The organism is Henriciella sp. (assembly GCF_029937755.1).
Taxonomy (GTDB): Bacteria; Pseudomonadota; Alphaproteobacteria; order Caulobacterales; family Hyphomonadaceae; genus Henriciella.
Window position 1 is genome coordinate 1 of record NZ_JAPYPG010000013.1, and the last position, 16,215, is coordinate 16,215.

Sequence of the window (16,215 nt, forward strand, 5' to 3'; positions counted from 1 at the left end):
CAATCGTGCCAATGTTTACGTGCGGCTTAGACCGCTCAAACTTTGCCTTGGCCATTTATGGCTTCCTCTTAGCTACTTGCTGTCCGGCCCGCCGGACGGTTTTAAGGTTTCCTCATAACAGCGGGCCTTTGATTCCCGTTGAAGCGGGCGACATACACACGCGCGCGCGCGCTTTCAAGCACCCTTAGCAATTCGCAAGCAGACATGGCCACCCTGCCCTTGACAGCAGGCGGCCTCGCGTGTCCCTGCAAGCGGATGGCAAGTGCAGCAGAATTTCACGCCTTCGGCACGAAGGAGACCTTCGAAACCGAGGCAGCAGACTGGATCGAGGCCCGTCTGGAGGACGCGCTGTCACGGCGAGGCAAGGCAACGCTCTTCTGTTCCGGCGGCTCCACGCCGGGGCCGATTTACGAGACCCTGTCGGGCCTAAATCTCGACTGGAAGAACGTCACGGTCGGCCTCGCCGACGAGCGCTGGGTGAGTGAGGATCATGAGGCGTCGAATGCCGCGCTGGTCCGTCGCACCCTTCTGCAAAACAAGGCGGAAGCAGCCACCTTCCTGCCGATGAAGACCGCCGATGAAAGCGCGTTTGGCGCCGAGGCCGCACTGAATGAAAGCTATGGCGACGCAGCGAGCGTGATCGACGTTCTCGTGCTCGGCATGGGCGAGGATGGCCACACGCTCTCCTGGTTCGCCAATGCCAAGGGGCTCGGCGCGGCGACCGATCCCGGAAACCTCCTGTCGGTGGCCGCGATCAGCGCGCCGAAGTCCAAGGTGACCGGCCCGATCACCGAGCGCATGACCCTCACCTACCCGGCCGTGGCGCGCGCCCGCAGCATTCTCCTCATGATGTCCGGCGACAAGAAGAAGACCGTGTTCGACGCCGCCAATCCCGACCACCCCGTCTCGAAAATGCGCAAGGCCGCCGGCAAGGCGCTCACCGTTTTCTACCGTTCCTGATTCAGACCGGAGTTCAGAGAAAAGCCATGTCCCTCAAACACCATGCCGACCGGCTGAAAGCCCAGCCCCTCCGTCCGCTTATCGAAGCCCGCGCCGGCAAGGCCCTGCTCAAGGCCCCCGGCTGGAGTGCCGACCTGTCGCGCCACTATCTCGATGAAGAGGCCGAAGCCGAGCTTTCGAAAGTGGCCGCCGAGAAGGACCTGTCCGGCGCTATCGAACGGCTGTTCGCAGGCGAGACAGTCAACCCGTCAGAGGGCCGCGCGGCGCTGCACTGGGCGCTACGGGCGCAGACGCCTTCCTTCGACGCGGCGAAGACGGTGCGCGAAACGGCGAAGGCAGCCGATGCCATGGCCGCACGCATTGCAGACGGCCATGCGACGACGATTGATGGCAAGCCATTCACAGCGGTCGTCCATATCGGCATTGGCGGGTCGGATTTCGGGCCGCGGCTTGTCGCCGATGCCTTCCATGACAGGCGCCTTCCGGCCCTCGACCTGCGCTATTGCGCCAATCTCGATCCGCTCGACCTGGAACTGGCGCTCGACGGGCTGGATCCGGCGCAGACGCTGGTCATCGGTGTCTCGAAATCCTTCGGCACGGAAGAGACGCTCTACAACCTCGCCCGCGCGCGCGACTGGGTGAAAACCGGTGTCGGCGAAAAGTGGGCTCATCATTTCGTGCTGGTCACCGCCAATCCGCCGCGCGCGACCGCCTGGCTCGGCAGCGACGATGGCACCATTCTCGACCTGCCTGAAACGGTGGGCGGGCGCTTCTCCATCTGGTCGGCCGGCTCTGTCGCCTGCTCCATCGCGCTCGAGGAGGAGGTGATGAAGGACTTCCGGGCCGGGGCCGATGCCATGGATACGCATGTGCGCAACGCCCCGCTCGGGGAGAACCTCGCCGTGCGTCTTGCCCTGCTCGACTACTGGAACAGCGCTTTCATGGGCTTCGAGGCGCGCGCCCTGCTGGCCTATTCGCGCCGCCTGCGCCTGCTGCCTGCTTACCTCCAGCAGCTGGAAATGGAATCGAACGGCAAGTCGGTCGGCCCGGAGGGTGAAGCGGTCGACATGGCGACGGCGCCCCTTCTCTGGGGCGGCGAAGGCACGATCGGCCAGCACTCCTATCACCAGTGGCTGCACCAGAGCCCGGCCATCGTGCCCACCGAATTCATCCTCGCGCCCGGCGCCACCGACGAGCCGGACGGGGTGAAGGGGCTGACCGCGCATGCGCTGGCCCAGGCCGAAGTCCTGGCGAATGGCCGAACGCTTGATGAGGTTCGCGCCGAGGAGCCGGAACTGCCGATGGAGATCGCTGCGCAGAAGGTCCATGCCGGCGGGCGGCCGTCCACCTTCCTGCATGCGCCGTCGCTGGATCCGTTCCGCCTCGGCAGCCTGATCGCGCTGTTCGAGCACCGCACCTATCTGGCTGGCGTTCTGTGGGGCGTGAACAGTTTCGATCAGTGGGGCGTGGAGCGCGGCAAGACGATGGCCGGCAAGCTCAAGGCAGCGCTGTCGGGCGAGACGAAGGCGGAGGATCCGGTGACCGCCTCGCTGATCTCGCACCTGAACGACTAGAGCGCCCTAGGCCCCATCAGACCGGCTCCTCCTCCATTTTCCCAGCGCAAGCTGGGACCCATGGCGGTTGAGGGCCTGTTTCCCCAACCGCCATCGGCCCTGACTTTCGCCAGGGAGGCGGGAGCTAGAGAGCCGGTTTGGCTAGGCCGCGCCGAACGCCTTGAGGAAGGGATCATTCCCCTTCTCGACAAGCGCAGTCAGACGCGCCTGAAGCAGGCCGCGCACCTGCCGCTTCACCGCCTGGAACCCCGGCTGCCCCTTCAGCACGTGCAGGGCCTGTGAGGCCGCGATCAATACATTGTCCGGCTGGCTGATCTGGTCGATCAGCCCGGCCTCCAGCAGGGCGTCCTGATCGACAATACGGCTGGTCAGGGTCAGATTGCGCAGGAGCGGGGCCGGAATTTCATGCCGGATGACTTCCACCGCGCCAATCGGAAACGGGACGCCGGCCTTCGCCTCGGTCAGGCCGAACTTGGCGTCAGGCGCGCCGGCCACCCGATAGTCAGCCGTCAGGGCGAGTACCAGCCCGCCGCCAAGCGCGTGCCCGTTGATCGCGGCGACGACAGGGGCCGGATGGCAGACCAATGCACGGACCATCCGCGTAATGCCAAGAACCATGTCGCGGCGCTGGTCTTTCGAATAGGCGGCAAAGACGGTCGTATCGATACCGGCCGAGAAGGATTTCCCCTTCCCTGTCAGCACAATGGGATGGTCCGGCTTGGTTTCCTCAACGATGCGCGTGACGCTCTCGACCATTTCGAGGTCAATCGCATTGACCGGCGGACGCAGGAGCGTCAGCCACAGCGTGCCTGCCCTCTCAGCAATCGATACAGCCATCTGCGCTCCAGAATCAGAAAATCCGGCCTGTTACAAGGCCGGATTCCCCGAACGGAATGCAAGTCCCGAAAGCTTTCTAGCTGATCTTGTCGACCTGCGTGAAGTCGAGATCGACCGGCGTGGCGCGGCCGAAAATCGAGACGGACACCTTGAGGCGGCCATTCGCTTCGTCGATTTCCTCGACGCCGCCTTCGAAGCCCTGGAAGGCGCCTTCGTTGACGCGAACCTGTTCGCCGATCTCGTAGGTAATCTGCGGACGGGGGCGTTCGGACGCCGGCTCGTCTGCGGTACCGAGAATGCGGTCAACTTCGCGCTGCGGGACCGGAAGTGGACGCTTGCCGCCCTCGGCGCCGAGAAAGCCGGAGACTTTCGGCGTGTCGCGAACGAGGTGATAGACGTCGTCGGTCAGCTGCGCCTTGAGCATGACATAGCCCGGGAAGTAGCGCTTCTCGACAGTCTTCTTCTTGCCACGGACAACTTCGACGACTTCCTCGGTCGGAACCTCGATCTCTTCGATCAGCTCGGAGAGATGCTTCAGGTCAGCCTGATCGCGAATGGCCTGGGCGACCTTCTTTTCGAAATTGGAATAGGCGTGAACGATATACCATTTGGCCTCGGCCATGTGCGGGGCACTCCTTGAATTCTTTTATGCGCCAAGACCGGTGAGCAGGCGGATAGCGACACCGATGACCTGGTCGGCCAGGAAGAGGAACAGCGCGACGATGATGGACATGATGACAACCATGATCGTGGCCTGGATCGTCTCGCTCGGCGAGGTCCAGGTGACCTTGCGGCCCTCGGCCTCGACCTGGCGCACGAACGTCACCGGGTCCACGCTTTTCTTCTTGTCCTTGTCGGCCATCAAATAATTCCTGAAAGTCGGGGGTGTGTAGCGGCCTTAGCCGTATTCGGCAACGCCTTACTCCGCATTGGTGTCGATGTGAAGCCATGTGGGTGCAGGAAGTGCCGCTCGCAAGCAGTGGACCGGCCGCAGGTCAATGGCCCGTCCACTCCCGGCAGGGCTGGCCGGGGGTCTCGACCTGCATGGCAAACAGGCTGCCGGCAAAGGGCTGTGCATCCATTTGCCAGGCAGTCAGGCCCGTACGCGCGGTGGTGATGTAGAGGGTTTTCAGATCCTTGCCGCCAAAGCAGCAGCCGGTGGGCCGCGAGGCCGCCAACTTCACGACGCGATCGATCTTGCCGTCCGGGCGATAACGGACAAGCCGCCCGCCGTCCCATTCGGCATTCCAGAGACAGCCTTCGGCATCAATGGCGGACCCATCGGGATAACCGGCCCCGGAACTCGTCGTCGCAAAGACCCGGCGATTGGTGAGGCTGCGGGCATCGTCATGGTCGAAGGAGAGGATTTCCTGCTCGGTCACATCGCAGGTGTAGAAGGTCGCGCCATCCGGCGAGAAACAGGCCGAGGAGGGAATGATCACACGCGGCGCATTCAGCGGCTCGATCGCACGGTCGGGCGCGAAGCGGTACCAGGCGCTCTTGGCGTCGGCTTCGTCGCCATCCATGGTGACGAACCAGAAGCTGTTGTCGGGCGCCACGCCGCCAGCATTGATCTTGTTGCCCTCCGGCTCCCCCTCCAGCGTGACAAGGTGGGCATATTCCTCCGTCGAAGGGTCGAAGAAGCCGAGCTCGAGGTCGCCGGCCATCAGCAGCTCACCCTGTGACAGCGCGATCACGCTGGCCTTGATCGGCAGGTCGTAGCGGCGCGCATTGGTCGTCTTGGGATTGTAGCGGTGCAGCTTGGCGCGCTTGGGATCGACCCACCAGAGCAGGCCTTCCGACGGGCTCCAGACCGGGCTCTGGCCCAGCAGGCAGCTTGTCGGGGCAACGCATTGTGGCTCGTACAGGGTCATACGGTCTCCTTAAGGCGTGCCACCTAACAAAAAAAGCCAGCCCTGAAACGGGCTGGCCTTCGCCTTAGAGCGATTTTCTTATCAATCAGCGAAAATTGACAGAGTTGCGTTCGCCGACATCCGGCGTCTTGTCCTTCACATTCGCCTTGGCGATCTCATAGGCAAAGGTGATCGGATTGCGGTCGGAGGCCCAGATCGAGGCGTTCTTGGGCTTGAAGCGGAGCATGGTGAGGTCATTGTCGGCCTTGCCGCCCTCGAACCAGGCAGCGACAGGCGCGCTCCAGAACTGCTCGATCTTTTCTTCATTGCGCTCAGCGCTGAGCTCACCCATCAGGCAGGCCTGATAGTCCTTCTCGACGGCACACATGTGCACGTCGGCAGAATCGCGGCCGAGGGCCTCGACGAGATCGCTGGAAGCCCGCGTGAAGAACCAGATTTCGCCGCTGTCGAAATCGACTTCCGGCGCCATCGGCTGCATGTGCTGCTTCGGGTCGGGTGATCCGAGCATCACCGCATGCAGATCGTCGAGATGTTTGAAGAGCTGTTCTTTCGGGTCCTGTTTCAGTTTGTCGATATCAGCCATTGTCGAAATTCCTTTCTGAAATTTTTTGAATTTAATGGGGTTTGTTAAGGAGCCGGCCTTGCTGCCAGCCACACGGCGTGGACCAGACCCGGCACATAGCCGAGTAGCGTCAGCACGATATTGATCAGGAGCTGGGCGCCGATCCCGCGTGAGAAAAGCACGCCGATGGGCGGCAGCAGGATCGATAGCAGAATGATAAGAATGCCTCCCGATGCGGGAGCGGTGCCGGTCGTGGCCATGAAAAAAGTCTCCTGAAAGTGAAACGGGGCGGAGCCTGAAAGACTGCCGCCCCGGTTACGGTGTGGATTGTTATCCGGTCGCTAGAGGACGCTTCGGCCCCGGATTGCGCGAGCAACGAAGCTCAGCACGAGCAGTGCGAGGAAAACAAAGAACAGGATCTGTGCGATGCCAGCGGAAGCGCCAGCAATACCACCGAAGCCGAAGATGGCAGCGATGATCGCCAGAACGAAGAATGTAAGTGCCCAACCAAGCATGGTGTGTCTCCTTGTGAGGCGTTGTGTGGGTCGGCCTTTCGCCGATGCCAAATAAACGGGAAGGCTGGCCGGACGGTTCCGGAAATTATTTTTGGAACTGAGAGAAACGGGGGCGCGTTGAAGTCAGTCCGATCACCAAGAGAGGATTTAACTCATGAAAAAGAACCCATTTCTCGTCGCCGGCCTCGGTCTGATGGCGCTCATGGCAGCAGCCTGCAACACGGTTGAAGGCGCTGGCCAGGACGTCGAAGCCACAGGTGAAGAAATCGAAGAAACAGCTCAGGAAGCTGGCGCGTAAGCGACAGTTTCAATACGCTTCAGAAACGCGGTCCTCTTTCGGGGCCGCGTTTCTTTTTGGGGGTACTAAAAGCCCAACGGCAAAAATGCGAGCGCATCGGATTGCGGCTGAAAGCGGGACGTAACAAACGCTCAAGAAGAAGCCTTCTAGACGGTCTCGCCGAGCTTCTCTGTCGGGATGTAGGTGAGAAGGCATACCGCCGGCCTGACCGAGGCCGTCATCGCCTTGTGCTTGCCATGCCGGAGGCAGGCCCAGACCGCGACACAGGCGACACTGAACATGGAAAACACGACATCCAGCCGGGACAGGCCGCCCAGGCGTCTGAAGCTGCGAAACAGGTCATCCAGCGGACCAACCACCGGGACGTATTCGGGCTTAAGGGATTTTAATTCGCGTTTCATGTGATCCTAGTACGCTCCATCCTGTGGCGAGTTCCCCACCCCGGAACGGTTTTTTTGTGGCGGCGTTGTGTCTGCATCGGAATTAATCACGAGAGGCGCCGTAATGGCCAAGAATCACGGTCCACAGATCAAGGATGACGAGACCTACGAATCGCTTCGTGACGAGGGCTATTCCAAGGAAACGGCTGCGCGCATTGCCAATGCCCAGGAGAACCCCTCCCAGCACCCCTCGAAAAAGGGCGGCAAGAACCCACCTTATGAGGACTGGACGAAGGATGAGCTGTATGACCGCGCCGATGAACTGGATATCGAAGGCCGCTCCAATATGAACAAGGACGAATTGATCGAGGCGCTGAGAAACAGCCGATGAGCCTCGCTGCCCTGATCAATCCGCGATCCGGCAGCGTTCCCGCGAACGCTGAGGAACAGTTGCATGAGGTCCTTTCGGAGCTGGGCGAGACCTGTGAGGTCCGTCTGCTCGACCAGGAGGATATCTGCACGCCGATCGACGAGTGTTTTGCGACGTCTCCTGACGCCGTCATTGTCTGGAGTGGGGACGGGACCGTTGCCTGTGCCCTGGAGCGCGCGGGCGATTCCGGCCCGCCTATCCTCCCCCTGCCCGGCGGGACGATGAACCTCTTTCACAAACAGATCCATGGCGGACCCTGCGAATGGCAGGACTGCCTCAAGGACGGCCTGACCCAGGGCCGTATGATCGATGTGCCGGCGGGCTGTGCTGGCGATCATCGCTTTTATGTCGCCGCCATGGCCGGCAATCTGACCGACCTTGTCGGCCCGCGCGAAGCCATGCGGGATGGCAATGTCCTGCAGGCCATCGAGAAGCTGGCGGGCGCGGACCTGTTCGATTTCTCGCACGCCATGAAGTATCGTGCTGCCGGCGAGAACGACCGCACCAGCGAGGGGGCCGCGACAGCCGCGGCGATCTTTGTCGGTGAACAGTCCGACACGGATTTCGAATTCGCCTTCATCAATCCCGACAATCCGCTCGAACTGGCCGCAGCCGGTTTCGAGGCCCTGATGTCGGACTGGCGCGAGGCCAGTGGCGTGACCGTCGTCCGCAGCAAGGAAATCATCCTTGAAGACCCGAAAGGCTATGAGTTGCGCGTGACCCTGGACGGAGAGCCGATGCGGCTTAAGTCAGGGACTCGTTTCAGCCGGATTGCCAAAGCCGGCCGGGCCATATCTGCCTTGTGTGAATGACCAGGATCATCCAGCTCGCCGACATCCATTTCGGCACAGAAAATCCAGTTGCCCTCGAAGCCTTCGAGACGGCGCTCGCGGAAACTGACGTCGATGCCATGGCCATCTGTGGCGACCTGACCCAGCGCGGCAAGCGCGCGGAGTTTGGCGCGGCGCGTGACTGGCTCGACCGGTTCGCGATGCCCAAGCTGGTCGTGGCCGGCAATCACGACACGCCCCTGCTCAATCTCTATGAGCGCGTGGTCTCGCCTTTCGAGCGTCATGACACCTATTTCGACGATCTGGCCGAGCCGGTGGAAGTGGACGGCGCCGTGCTGACGGGCATCAATACCTCGCGCGGCTGGCAGACCCGGAAGAACTGGGCCGAAGGCTCCGTCAATCTGGAAGACCTCGAAGCGGCCATCGCTGATACCGACCAGGCGACGGGAACCGGCAAGACCGCCTTCCTCATCTGCCACCACCCCTTCCTGTCGCCGCCGGATGCGCCGATGCGCACGGCCACGCGCCGGGGCCGGCGCGCTAGCCGGCGGCTTGCCCAAAGCAAGGTCGGCTTCCTGCTGACGGGCCATGTCCATTCACCGTCGGTGACGGTCGTGGACGATGAGGGGGATTCCTATGTCGCGGTCTCTGCCGGAACGCTTTCAACGCGCCTGCGCAAGCGCCCGGCGAGCTTCAACATCATCGAGCTGAGTGACGAAGTGTGCACGGTGACCGTGTTCAACCTGCATGGCGACCGGTTCGTCCCGGAACAGCCGCACATGCTGTCTCCACATTTCAGCCAGCCGGAAACGCATCTCACAGCATCCGCAGAACAGGGCTAGAAGTCGGTCGTCTTCTTCTTGGCGTACTCTGACGGCATACGCAGCTCGACACGGAAGCCTTCGCCCGGCTTCGATTCCGTGTGAATCGTGCCGCGCAGTTGTTTGGCGAAGGCGCTCATAAGGCGTGAGCCCAGCCCACTCGAGCCATCCTTGGCTGAAGCGTCCATATCCGCGCCGGCGCCATCATCAGTGATATCCAGCACGATATCGTCCCCATCCTCGTAAAGGCGGATCGTGATAACACCGCCACCCTCGCCGAAAGCGTATTTGGTGGCATTGGTCACCGCTTCCAGGATGAAGAGCGCAATCGGGATCGCATCATCGGCAGGCCGGTCGAGCGGTTCGATATCGCTGTCGATGCGAACCCCTGTCTCATCCATGCCAAGCGCACCGGCAAGGTGCGACAGGAGCGCCTCGAGGAAGGGCTCCATATGCACCGTCTCCAGCCGCTCATGCTGGTAGAGCGTCTGGTGGACGATGGACAGCGCATCAATCCTGTGGCGGGCGGCGGCAATCACTTCGCGCGCCCCCGGATCGGTGACCTGACGGCGCTGAAGGTTCAGGAAGCTTGCAACGATCTGGAGATTGTTCTTCACGCGGTGATGGATTTCCTTCACGGCCGCATCCCGTGTCGCGATCGCGCTGCGCAGGGAGGCGTCGCGTTCGGCGATCCGGTTGGCCATCCGGTCAAAGCTGTAGGCGAAGTCCGAAATCTCGTCCGGCGCGTTCTGGAACTCGTTGCCGATACGGAAATTGTAGTGCCCTTCGCCATAGATCAGCGCCAGGCGGCGCAAGCGGGCAAGCCATTTCAGGACAAGGCCATCCACGGCCAGCCAGGCGGCCATCAGGGCCAGAGAGAAAGACAGAAGCGGGATGCCCACCGATTCCAGCGGCTCCAGCGTAAATTCACTGAAGATGCCCGGCGATGGGCGTGAGATGATGGCATACATTCGGTCATCCACGATCGAGCGGACGACCACATCGAGAGAGCCGAGCTTCTGCGTATTGGTGACAAATAGCACGCCGTCTGCATCGCCAGTCGCCTGGCCGATCCAGTCCTCGTTGATAGCAACGACACGCGCGCTGCCGAAGACCTGCCCGCCACCATCCGAGATCGCGAGTTCGACATCCTGCGGAAGGTTTGTCAGCCGGACTGTGCGCACGAGCTGTTCGGTCTTGAGCGGGAATGCGACGACGCCGGCAAACGCGCCATTCTCATCCTCAACGCGTCTCATCACGGAGAACAGCCAGGCCTGGCTGCGCGGGCCGAAGAAGGCGTCTGTCCGCACGCTCCGGGCGCCCGCCTTGAGTGCCGCGAAAGCTGCCGGCTGAGCGACGGTCCCGCTGGAGGAGTCCCCCACTGCGGAGCAGACTACGGACCCCTCGTCATTGAAGAAGGCAACGTTTGAAAGCTGGGGAATGCGTGGCGAAATCGTCTCGAAGACCTCGCTGCACTGCCCATCGGCGATGTTCGGCATATAGATCTGCTGCAGCGTATCGACCGTCGACAGGACCTGCTCGATCTCGTCGATTGCGCGGTCAGCGATTTCGATCAGCTGGTTGCGCCGCTCTGCCAGAGCGTCCTGCGCATTCAGATAAGAGCGGAAACCAGCGAAGATCAGAATCGGCGTCAGAGCCGCTGCGATCGTGAACAGCAGCCGGAGACGGAGTGATCCTCGTCTGGTTTTCTCTTCAGTTTCTGGCGTCTGCCGGGTGGTCACGCGAAAGGTCGTCCGCTTGTCTCATGATATCGTCGAAAGCTTCTGAAGCGCTCAGGGTCGAGTCGCCTGAGTACCTTGCCTCATTACTCTCGAGGATTTCAAAAAGCGCTTTGCGTGCACGGCTGACACGGCTCTTGATCGTTCCGACAGCACAGCCGCAGATTTCAGCGGTTTCTTCATAGGAAAGACCGCCTGCGCCCACCAGCACCAGCGCTTCACGCTGGTCTTCAGGAAGGAAGGTCAGGCCGTTGCGCAGCGCGAGCAGGTCAAGGGCCGAGCCGGCACTGTCGGGCGCGACGAGCGTTGCTTCCGCCACTTCCGGATCAAGTTGCTGGCGGCGCCAACTGCGGCGCTTCTCGGAATAAAAGAGATTGCGCAGGATGGTGAACGCCCAGGCTTTCAGGTTTGTCCCAGCCTGATAGCTCGCCCGCGCCTTCCACGCTTTCAGCATGGCTTCCTGTGCCAGGTCGTCGGCTGCGGTCGCGTTGCCACAAAGGCTGCGCGCAAAGGCCCGCAAATGAGGAATCAGATCAGAGAGTTCTTCCTTGAACGCCTGATCATCGAGTGTCGGCTTGCTCACAGGAATCTCTATTTCTGTTTCGAGGAATTGTCGGCCTGTTCTAAAAGGCTCAGGAACTCGTCTGGCACGGGTTCGCTCGTGACGTCGTCATACAAACGGCGCAACTGATCGCCGATCCGTTTCTGCCGCACCTTGCGCGAACGCTCGGTGTCAGGGTCCGGCTTCGCTTCTTTACCCATAGTACTCGCTCTGTAACTCATTGATCCCCAGATCTCCGCTTCACGCATAGGATAAGTCGGGACTTTGATCAAAGTTCCACTGCAAGGAAATTTTTCTGCAGTCCCTTGCAACCTTTTCCTGCGAAACAAGTTATTGGTTTGATGTAATTTGCGAGGGTACATAATGAGTCTTGTCGAGCAATTCGGTCCGCATCTACCGTTTTTGCGCCGGTACGCACGCGCGCTGACCGGCAGCCAGGAGAGCGGCGATTCCTATATTCGCGCCTCCCTAACCGCACTGGCCGAAGATCCGAGCCAGGTCAGTGAAGAATTGCCGCCACGCCAGGCGCTTTATCGCTTCTTCCATGTCATCTGGGGAACGACCGGCGCCCGTCTGGAACAGCCCGAAGGGTCTGCTCACTCCCCGGAATCACGCCTGCAGGCGCTTGCACCTGTCGAGCGTCAGGCTTTCCTCCTGACGGCCCTGGAGGGCTTCCAGGTCAGCGAAGCGGCCACGATTCTGGGCAAGTCTGTCCAGCAGGTCGAGGAGCTGATCGCGAAGGCTCATACCGATATTGAATCGACGTTGAAGACCAAGGTCCTCATCATTGAGGATGAGCCGATCATCGCGGCTGACCTTGAAAGCCTTGTCGAGGATCTTGGCCATGAGGTCACCGGCAATGCGACAACGCACACCGAAGCTGTTGCAATGGCGAAGGCGAACCCACCGGGCCTGATCCTGTGCGATATTCAGCTGGCAGACAATTCTTCCGGTATTGAGGCCGCCCACGACATTCTTGAAGAAATCGATGTACCGATCATCTTCATCACGGCGTTCCCGGAACGCCTGCTGACTGGCGAACGTCCGGAACCCACCTATCTGATTCCCAAGCCGTTCCAGGAAAATACGGTGAAGGCTGCGATCGGTCAGGCCCTTTTCTTCCATCCGTCTGAACAAACGGTCGCTGCCGAATAACGGGTCGGAACAGTCCTTTGCCTGTAACGTTCAGATTGAGGCAAAGGACGAAAATGACAGACCTACTTGAAGAAGCCGTGTCGCGCATGGACCGTGCGGTCGATGCCGACCCGGATCTCAAAAACATCAGACGGCTTCTATCGCTCCCGCACGAGGTCATCGAGCGGGAGCTTTCCTTGCGCCGGGCAAACGGGAAGACCGAATATGCCCGCGCGTGGCGCTGCCGCTACAATACGCTCAAGGGGCCGACAAAGGGCGGTGTGCGCTTTGCCAGCAGTGCGACGTCAGAAGAAGTGTCGCGCCTTGGCTTTTTGATGACGCTGAAATGCGCCCTGCTGGACCTGCCCTTTGGCGGTGCGAAAGGGGCGGTCCGGATCAATCCGGGCAAACTCTCCACGAAAGAACGCTATCAGCTGGCCGAAACCTATGGCGAGCTGTTCTCCGACCTGCTGCGGCCTGATCATGATGTGGCCGCGCCGGATGTTGCCACCTCCTCTGATGATATGGAGGCCATGCTGGTCGGCATCGAGCAGGTCGCCAATGGCGAGGCGCGCGGGGCCATTACCGGCAAGCCCGAAGACATGGGCGGGATCTCCCTGCGCAAGGGCGCGACCGGCCGGGGCGCTGTCCTCATCCTGGAACGCCTGGCGCCGGAATACGGACTGACGCTGGAAGGCGCCACGATTGCCGTTCAGGGCATTGGCAAGGCCGGGCTGGAATTTGCCCGCCTCGCCCGCGATTCTGGGGCGAGGATCGTCGCCATGGCTGACAGTTCGGGCACGATTTCGGATCCGGACGGGCTCGACATCCAATCCGTCGCTGAAGGCAAGAGCGACGGAACGCTCGCTTATACTGGCCCGTCAGAGGCAATCATTTCCCAAGAGGCTGACATCCTCTGCCTGGCGGCGATTTCCGACACGATCACTGATGCGAACGCACCCGATCTCAATTGCCGCATGATCCTCGAAATCGCGAATGCGGCCATCAGCCCGAATGCCGATGCCGTCCTCGTACGCGAAGGTATCGCGGTCGGCCCGGACATCCTGTTCAATGCGGGAGGCGTGACAGCGTCCCATCTGGAGTGGCTGAGCTTTTGCCGAGGCGGACGCGACCATGTGCCCGACATGGAAACGAAGTGGCACGACCGGCTGATCACGTCAGCCGATTCCCTGGCAGCCACGATTGATGAATGCGAGGGGGACTGGCGGCTCGCCGCCACGCTCTATGCCATGCGGGACCTCAACGTCATCGCCGAGTCCCAGGGCGTCTTCGAAGTCTGATCAGGGGGCGCTAATTGGCCTGTTGCTCACCGTCGTCCGGTGTGCCTTTGCCATTTTTGCGCATCACGGCCGGCATGGGGTCAACATCGGCGCCTTCTGCCTCCTGGTTATTCTGGTGGCCATCCATGGCCGGCGTTTCAGGAGAGAGGGCTTCGAAGGCAGCTTCAAGCGCCTCGTCAGCGGGGCCGACATCGAGTTTCCTGAATTGGTTTTCAAGCGCTTTACGTGATGAATCCGACCTACTGCTCATCCCTCAGCCTGCCTCTCTCTGCTCCAGTTTCGTCATTGCGTCCGTCAGGGCATTTTCAAGCAGGGGTCCCGGCAGCCCCGACAGGACCGCGCCCTCTTTCGGCGTCATATTTTCCACAACGAGAAGTGCGATTGCCACGCGCTCAACATAGCTGAGTCTGTTCACGCGGTCACCGAGAGACCCATCGCGGGACCCGGCACGGTTCAGGATGACGACCACGCCCTTGCGGTGCACAGCATCGTCAAAGGCGTCGAAGCCAAGTTTGAAGATATCTTTTTCGCTGAGTTCCTGCGAGGCACTGACGGCATTCTGCGCACGCATGAAAGCATCGCGGAGAATTCCGTCTGCCAGCTGCTGATCGCCGGTAAGCACCAGACCCATTCGGCGCAGCCGGCGTAGTAACGGTTCGTTTTCGGTCGATGATGTTGTCAACGACATCAGTCTCTGCGTCGCCTCTAGCCCGGCGTTCACCTGGCGAGGCGGCGATCCTTCTTCTCTAACTTATATCAATACTGGAACGCTCATGCTCGCGTTCCGTTGCGCTTCGATTGAGCAAGTTGAGCTTTTTCAGGTGCAAGTAGTCCATATCGAAGTAGGACAGGCGCGCCAGGCGGTCGCGATCTTCCAGCGTGATCGCCCCCCTTTCTTCCGAAATCAGGCCCGACCGTCGCATGGCCGACATGGTGCGGGAGACATGTACAGGCGTCAGACCCAGGGCATCGGCAATGTCGGCCCGGGTGAGTGGCATGGTGAGGCGGTCGACCTGCTGGCCCGTAGCACCGGTATAGCGCCGGTGGAGTTCCAGCAGCAGGTGACCAATCCGTTCGCGGGCCGAGCGGCGCCCGATCCGCACAATCTGCTCGCGCAGGATGGATTCTTCCTGCACCGCGGACCACCAGAACGCTGAGGCCAGCATGCCGGACGACTTCAACATGTTGATGAAGGGCTCAGCCGGAATGATGGCGACATGGCATTCCGTAACCGTCGTCACCGAATGATCGGCCTTCAGATCGGCCAGCGCCTGCAGGTCGAAAACATCCCCCGGCAGCATGAAGTTCACGATCTGGCGGCGCCCATCCTCGAGCAGGCGGTAACGGACCGCCCAGCCCGATTGCAGGATGAAGACCTTGTTGGCCCTGTCTCCCGCCTGAATGATATCCTGGTCAGGTTCGAACACATGATCCTGGCGCTCGAACTCGTCGAACACTGTCCAGACATCATCTCCCAATTGGGCGTATTGCCCCAGCCGTCTCTTGAACACACTCATCCCTACCTAAGCAGCCTGCCCCGCCAAAGTTCCAATAATCCCGGCTCATTCCACTGCCTTATGGAACACGCCCGCCTTCATGTCGTTATTTCCAGTGTAATCACAGCATTTTCCGAGGAGAGACAGGAAATGGCTACGAAGACTGAAACGACGAGAGCAAACGGGACCAAAGATATGACCACAGACGCCGCTGCCAAAGCTGCAGCCAGTGACTATGAAGCCCTGAAGCAGGACATTGCCAAGCTGCGCGACGATTTCCAGTCGCTGGCAGGCAATTCCAGCAAATATGTAAAGGGCCGCTCTTCGACGGAGTTCGACAAGAGCGTCGAGCGAGGACGCGAATATGCGTCGAAGGCCTCCGAGAAGGCCGGATCGGCGAAAGACTATGTCGAGACGAAAGTCCGTGAAAACCCGATGGCCGCTGTCGGCATCGCGTTTGGCACAGGCGTGCTGCTGGCCGCTCTGCGGCGCAAATAGGCGCGCGACATGGACGCTGCAAAATTAAGAATAATTGCCGGTGCCGGCGCAGTCTTTTTCGGGCTCGCCGGCATCACGGCGTTGACGATTGCAGGCACGCTGGCGCTGATTCCCGTCATCGGTCTCCTATGGGCGACTGTGACGGTAGCATCCATCCTGCTTGCGATTTCGCTGATCTGTGTCGTCGTCTTCCTGAAACCGGGCAAGTCGACGGAAGAGGAGCTCGACCAGTTCGAGAATGCCACTGCGGACATGCTGGCTGAACTGCCATTTGATGCCATCGCATCGCTGGTGGAAAAACGCCCCATCGCCGCTGCAACCATGGCGCTGGCGGCCGGCTATTTCGTCGTGAACAACCCTGAGCAGGCAACGAAAGGCTTGCAAAAGCTCATGGACGAAATGATCTAGCAGGTACATGCCTGTACACATGAATGACATGAAAG

At 60.8% G+C, this 16,215-nt stretch carries 24 protein-coding genes; 10 read left to right on the plus strand and 14 right to left on the minus strand.

Annotated elements, in window-relative coordinates; translation table 11 throughout:
- Nucleotides 1-204: 204 nt before the first annotated feature.
- Together pgl and pgi are read left to right on the plus strand one after the other, a co-directional pair.
- Nucleotides 205-960 (plus strand): 6-phosphogluconolactonase, encoded by a 756-nt coding sequence (gene pgl, locus Q1K29_RS17725; RefSeq protein WP_300396619.1) that lies wholly within the window; start codon nt 205-207, stop codon nt 958-960.
- A gap of 26 nt (nt 961-986) precedes the next feature.
- Nucleotides 987-2,534: a glucose-6-phosphate isomerase gene (pgi, locus tag Q1K29_RS17730; RefSeq protein WP_300396621.1), complete on the plus strand. Its 1,548-nt coding sequence runs from the start codon at nt 987-989 to the stop codon at nt 2,532-2,534.
- A 141-nt stretch (nt 2,535-2,675) separates the two neighbouring features.
- Here pgi and Q1K29_RS17735 read toward each other — a convergent pair whose 3' ends face one another.
- The 7 genes from Q1K29_RS17735 to Q1K29_RS17765 all read right to left on the minus strand — a co-directional run bounded on the left by Q1K29_RS17735 (nt 2,676) and on the right by Q1K29_RS17765 (nt 6,322).
- Entirely contained in the window at nt 2,676-3,371 is a 696-nt protein-coding gene (locus Q1K29_RS17735) for an enoyl-CoA hydratase/isomerase family protein (RefSeq protein ID WP_300396623.1), read from the minus strand.
- A 76-nt stretch (nt 3,372-3,447) separates the two neighbouring features.
- Nucleotides 3,448-3,993 (minus strand): transcription termination/antitermination protein NusG, encoded by a 546-nt coding sequence (nusG, locus tag Q1K29_RS17740; protein ID WP_300396625.1) that lies wholly within the window; start codon nt 3,991-3,993, stop codon nt 3,448-3,450.
- A gap of 24 nt (nt 3,994-4,017) precedes the next feature.
- Nucleotides 4,018-4,233, minus strand: coding sequence for a preprotein translocase subunit SecE (gene secE, locus Q1K29_RS17745; RefSeq protein ID WP_300396627.1), 216 nt, complete (start codon nt 4,231-4,233; stop codon nt 4,018-4,020).
- A 133-nt stretch (nt 4,234-4,366) separates the two neighbouring features.
- A complete protein-coding gene (locus Q1K29_RS17750; RefSeq protein WP_300396629.1) occupies nt 4,367-5,245 on the minus strand; it encodes an SMP-30/gluconolactonase/LRE family protein in 879 nt (292 codons plus the stop codon).
- Nucleotides 5,246-5,330: 85 nt separating this feature from the next.
- On the minus strand, nt 5,331-5,828 hold the full coding sequence (locus tag Q1K29_RS17755; RefSeq protein WP_300396630.1) for a pyridoxamine 5'-phosphate oxidase family protein: 498 nt from the start codon (nt 5,826-5,828) through the stop codon (nt 5,331-5,333).
- A gap of 44 nt (nt 5,829-5,872) precedes the next feature.
- Nucleotides 5,873-6,067 (minus strand): YqaE/Pmp3 family membrane protein, encoded by a 195-nt coding sequence (locus tag Q1K29_RS17760; RefSeq protein ID WP_300396632.1) that lies wholly within the window; start codon nt 6,065-6,067, stop codon nt 5,873-5,875.
- An 81-nt stretch (nt 6,068-6,148) separates the two neighbouring features.
- Nucleotides 6,149-6,322, minus strand: a complete 174-nt coding sequence (locus Q1K29_RS17765; RefSeq protein ID WP_300396634.1) for a DUF1328 domain-containing protein — start codon at nt 6,320-6,322, stop codon at nt 6,149-6,151.
- 154 nt (nt 6,323-6,476) lie between these two features.
- Here Q1K29_RS17765 and Q1K29_RS17770 point away from each other — a divergent pair, with 154 nt between their 5' ends.
- Nucleotides 6,477-6,620 carry an entericidin A/B family lipoprotein gene (locus Q1K29_RS17770; protein WP_300396636.1) on the plus strand — a complete coding sequence of 48 codons (144 nt, stop codon included), beginning with the start codon at nt 6,477-6,479 and terminating at the stop codon, nt 6,618-6,620.
- A 146-nt stretch (nt 6,621-6,766) separates the two neighbouring features.
- Here the strand turns inward: Q1K29_RS17770 and Q1K29_RS17775 are convergent, their stop codons facing one another.
- Entirely contained in the window at nt 6,767-7,021 is a 255-nt protein-coding gene (locus Q1K29_RS17775; protein WP_300396638.1) for a hypothetical protein, read from the minus strand.
- Nucleotides 7,022-7,124: 103 nt separating this feature from the next.
- On the opposite strand from Q1K29_RS17775, the gene Q1K29_RS17780 reads away from it, so the two are divergent.
- The 3 genes from Q1K29_RS17780 to Q1K29_RS17790 are packed head-to-tail and all read left to right on the plus strand — an operon-like array spanning nt 7,125 to nt 9,063.
- The gene (locus Q1K29_RS17780) at nt 7,125-7,391 is read left to right on the plus strand and encodes a Rho termination factor N-terminal domain-containing protein (protein ID WP_300396640.1); all 267 of its coding nucleotides are present in this window, start codon (nt 7,125-7,127) and stop codon (nt 7,389-7,391) included.
- Entirely contained in the window at nt 7,388-8,242 is an 855-nt protein-coding gene (locus Q1K29_RS17785) for a diacylglycerol kinase family protein (protein WP_300396642.1), read from the plus strand. Before Q1K29_RS17780 ends, Q1K29_RS17785 begins: the two co-directional genes overlap by 4 nt.
- Nucleotides 8,239-9,063 (plus strand): metallophosphoesterase, encoded by an 825-nt coding sequence (locus tag Q1K29_RS17790; RefSeq protein ID WP_300396644.1) that lies wholly within the window; start codon nt 8,239-8,241, stop codon nt 9,061-9,063. Before Q1K29_RS17785 ends, Q1K29_RS17790 begins: the two co-directional genes overlap by 4 nt.
- Here Q1K29_RS17790 and Q1K29_RS17795 read toward each other — a convergent pair.
- From Q1K29_RS17795 to Q1K29_RS17805, 3 genes are read right to left on the minus strand one after another with little or no spacing between them, the layout of a single operon-like run.
- Entirely contained in the window at nt 9,060-10,784 is a 1,725-nt protein-coding gene (locus tag Q1K29_RS17795) for a sensor histidine kinase (protein WP_300396645.1), read from the minus strand. The two genes, Q1K29_RS17790 and Q1K29_RS17795, sit on opposite strands and share 4 nt — an antisense overlap.
- Entirely contained in the window at nt 10,756-11,364 is a 609-nt protein-coding gene (locus tag Q1K29_RS17800; RefSeq protein ID WP_300396647.1) for a sigma-70 family RNA polymerase sigma factor, read from the minus strand. The genes Q1K29_RS17795 and Q1K29_RS17800 overlap by 29 nt, the downstream gene beginning before the upstream one ends.
- Nucleotides 11,365-11,372: 8 nt before the next feature.
- Nucleotides 11,373-11,543 carry a NepR family anti-sigma factor gene (locus Q1K29_RS17805; protein ID WP_300396649.1) on the minus strand — a complete coding sequence of 57 codons (171 nt, stop codon included), beginning with the start codon at nt 11,541-11,543 and terminating at the stop codon, nt 11,373-11,375.
- 163 nt (nt 11,544-11,706) lie between these two features.
- On the opposite strand from Q1K29_RS17805, the gene Q1K29_RS17810 reads away from it, so the two are divergent.
- Both Q1K29_RS17810 and Q1K29_RS17815 read left to right on the plus strand, forming a co-directional pair.
- The gene (locus Q1K29_RS17810) at nt 11,707-12,498 is read left to right on the plus strand and encodes a response regulator (protein ID WP_300396651.1); all 792 of its coding nucleotides are present in this window, start codon (nt 11,707-11,709) and stop codon (nt 12,496-12,498) included.
- 53 nt (nt 12,499-12,551) lie between these two features.
- Nucleotides 12,552-13,778: a Glu/Leu/Phe/Val dehydrogenase gene (locus Q1K29_RS17815; RefSeq protein WP_300396653.1), complete on the plus strand. Its 1,227-nt coding sequence runs from the start codon at nt 12,552-12,554 to the stop codon at nt 13,776-13,778.
- Nucleotides 13,779-13,788: 10 nt separating this feature from the next.
- Here the strand turns inward: Q1K29_RS17815 and Q1K29_RS17820 are convergent, their stop codons facing one another.
- From Q1K29_RS17820 to Q1K29_RS17830, 3 genes are read right to left on the minus strand one after another with little or no spacing between them, the layout of a single operon-like run.
- Nucleotides 13,789-14,028: a hypothetical protein gene (locus tag Q1K29_RS17820; RefSeq protein ID WP_300396655.1), complete on the minus strand. Its 240-nt coding sequence runs from the start codon at nt 14,026-14,028 to the stop codon at nt 13,789-13,791.
- A gap of 3 nt (nt 14,029-14,031) precedes the next feature.
- The gene (locus Q1K29_RS17825) at nt 14,032-14,466 is read right to left on the minus strand and encodes a hypothetical protein (protein ID WP_300396657.1); all 435 of its coding nucleotides are present in this window, start codon (nt 14,464-14,466) and stop codon (nt 14,032-14,034) included.
- 58 nt (nt 14,467-14,524) lie between these two features.
- Nucleotides 14,525-15,295, minus strand: coding sequence for a Crp/Fnr family transcriptional regulator (locus tag Q1K29_RS17830; RefSeq protein ID WP_300396659.1), 771 nt, complete (start codon nt 15,293-15,295; stop codon nt 14,525-14,527).
- 174 nt (nt 15,296-15,469) lie between these two features.
- Here Q1K29_RS17830 and Q1K29_RS17835 point away from each other — a divergent pair, with 174 nt between their 5' ends.
- Entirely contained in the window at nt 15,470-15,772 is a 303-nt protein-coding gene (locus Q1K29_RS17835) for a DUF883 C-terminal domain-containing protein (RefSeq protein WP_300396661.1), read from the plus strand.
- 9 nt (nt 15,773-15,781) lie between these two features.
- A complete protein-coding gene (locus tag Q1K29_RS17840) occupies nt 15,782-16,180 on the plus strand; it encodes a hypothetical protein (protein WP_300396663.1) in 399 nt (132 codons plus the stop codon).
- Nucleotides 16,181-16,215 lie beyond the last annotated feature (35 nt).

Bases quoted from the DNA above. Each gene is read 5' to 3' on its own strand.
- pgl (WP_300396619.1), top strand. From the start codon at position 205: ATGGCCACCCTGCCCTTGACAGCAGGCGGCCTCGCGTGTCCCTGCAAG.
- pgi (WP_300396621.1), top strand. From the start codon at position 987: ATGTCCCTCAAACACCATGCCGACCGGCTGAAAGCCCAGCCCCTCCGT.
- Q1K29_RS17735 (WP_300396623.1), bottom strand. From the start codon at position 3,371: ATGGCTGTATCGATTGCTGAGAGGGCAGGCACGCTGTGGCTGACGCTC.
- nusG (WP_300396625.1), bottom strand. From the start codon at position 3,993: ATGGCCGAGGCCAAATGGTATATCGTTCACGCCTATTCCAATTTCGAA.
- secE (WP_300396627.1), bottom strand. From the start codon at position 4,233: ATGGCCGACAAGGACAAGAAGAAAAGCGTGGACCCGGTGACGTTCGTG.
- Q1K29_RS17750 (WP_300396629.1), bottom strand. From the start codon at position 5,245: ATGACCCTGTACGAGCCACAATGCGTTGCCCCGACAAGCTGCCTGCTG.
- Q1K29_RS17755 (WP_300396630.1), bottom strand. From the start codon at position 5,828: ATGGCTGATATCGACAAACTGAAACAGGACCCGAAAGAACAGCTCTTC.
- Q1K29_RS17760 (WP_300396632.1), bottom strand. From the start codon at position 6,067: ATGGCCACGACCGGCACCGCTCCCGCATCGGGAGGCATTCTTATCATT.
- Q1K29_RS17765 (WP_300396634.1), bottom strand. From the start codon at position 6,322: ATGCTTGGTTGGGCACTTACATTCTTCGTTCTGGCGATCATCGCTGCC.
- Q1K29_RS17770 (WP_300396636.1), top strand. From the start codon at position 6,477: ATGAAAAAGAACCCATTTCTCGTCGCCGGCCTCGGTCTGATGGCGCTC.
- Q1K29_RS17775 (WP_300396638.1), bottom strand. From the start codon at position 7,021: ATGAAACGCGAATTAAAATCCCTTAAGCCCGAATACGTCCCGGTGGTT.
- Q1K29_RS17780 (WP_300396640.1), top strand. From the start codon at position 7,125: ATGGCCAAGAATCACGGTCCACAGATCAAGGATGACGAGACCTACGAA.
- Q1K29_RS17785 (WP_300396642.1), top strand. From the start codon at position 7,388: ATGAGCCTCGCTGCCCTGATCAATCCGCGATCCGGCAGCGTTCCCGCG.
- Q1K29_RS17790 (WP_300396644.1), top strand. From the start codon at position 8,239: ATGACCAGGATCATCCAGCTCGCCGACATCCATTTCGGCACAGAAAAT.
- Q1K29_RS17805 (WP_300396649.1), bottom strand. From the start codon at position 11,543: ATGGGTAAAGAAGCGAAGCCGGACCCTGACACCGAGCGTTCGCGCAAG.
- Q1K29_RS17810 (WP_300396651.1), top strand. From the start codon at position 11,707: ATGAGTCTTGTCGAGCAATTCGGTCCGCATCTACCGTTTTTGCGCCGG.
- Q1K29_RS17815 (WP_300396653.1), top strand. From the start codon at position 12,552: ATGACAGACCTACTTGAAGAAGCCGTGTCGCGCATGGACCGTGCGGTC.
- Q1K29_RS17820 (WP_300396655.1), bottom strand. From the start codon at position 14,028: ATGAGCAGTAGGTCGGATTCATCACGTAAAGCGCTTGAAAACCAATTC.
- Q1K29_RS17825 (WP_300396657.1), bottom strand. From the start codon at position 14,466: ATGTCGTTGACAACATCATCGACCGAAAACGAACCGTTACTACGCCGG.
- Q1K29_RS17830 (WP_300396659.1), bottom strand. From the start codon at position 15,295: ATGAGTGTGTTCAAGAGACGGCTGGGGCAATACGCCCAATTGGGAGAT.
- Q1K29_RS17835 (WP_300396661.1), top strand. From the start codon at position 15,470: ATGACCACAGACGCCGCTGCCAAAGCTGCAGCCAGTGACTATGAAGCC.
- Q1K29_RS17840 (WP_300396663.1), top strand. From the start codon at position 15,782: ATGGACGCTGCAAAATTAAGAATAATTGCCGGTGCCGGCGCAGTCTTT.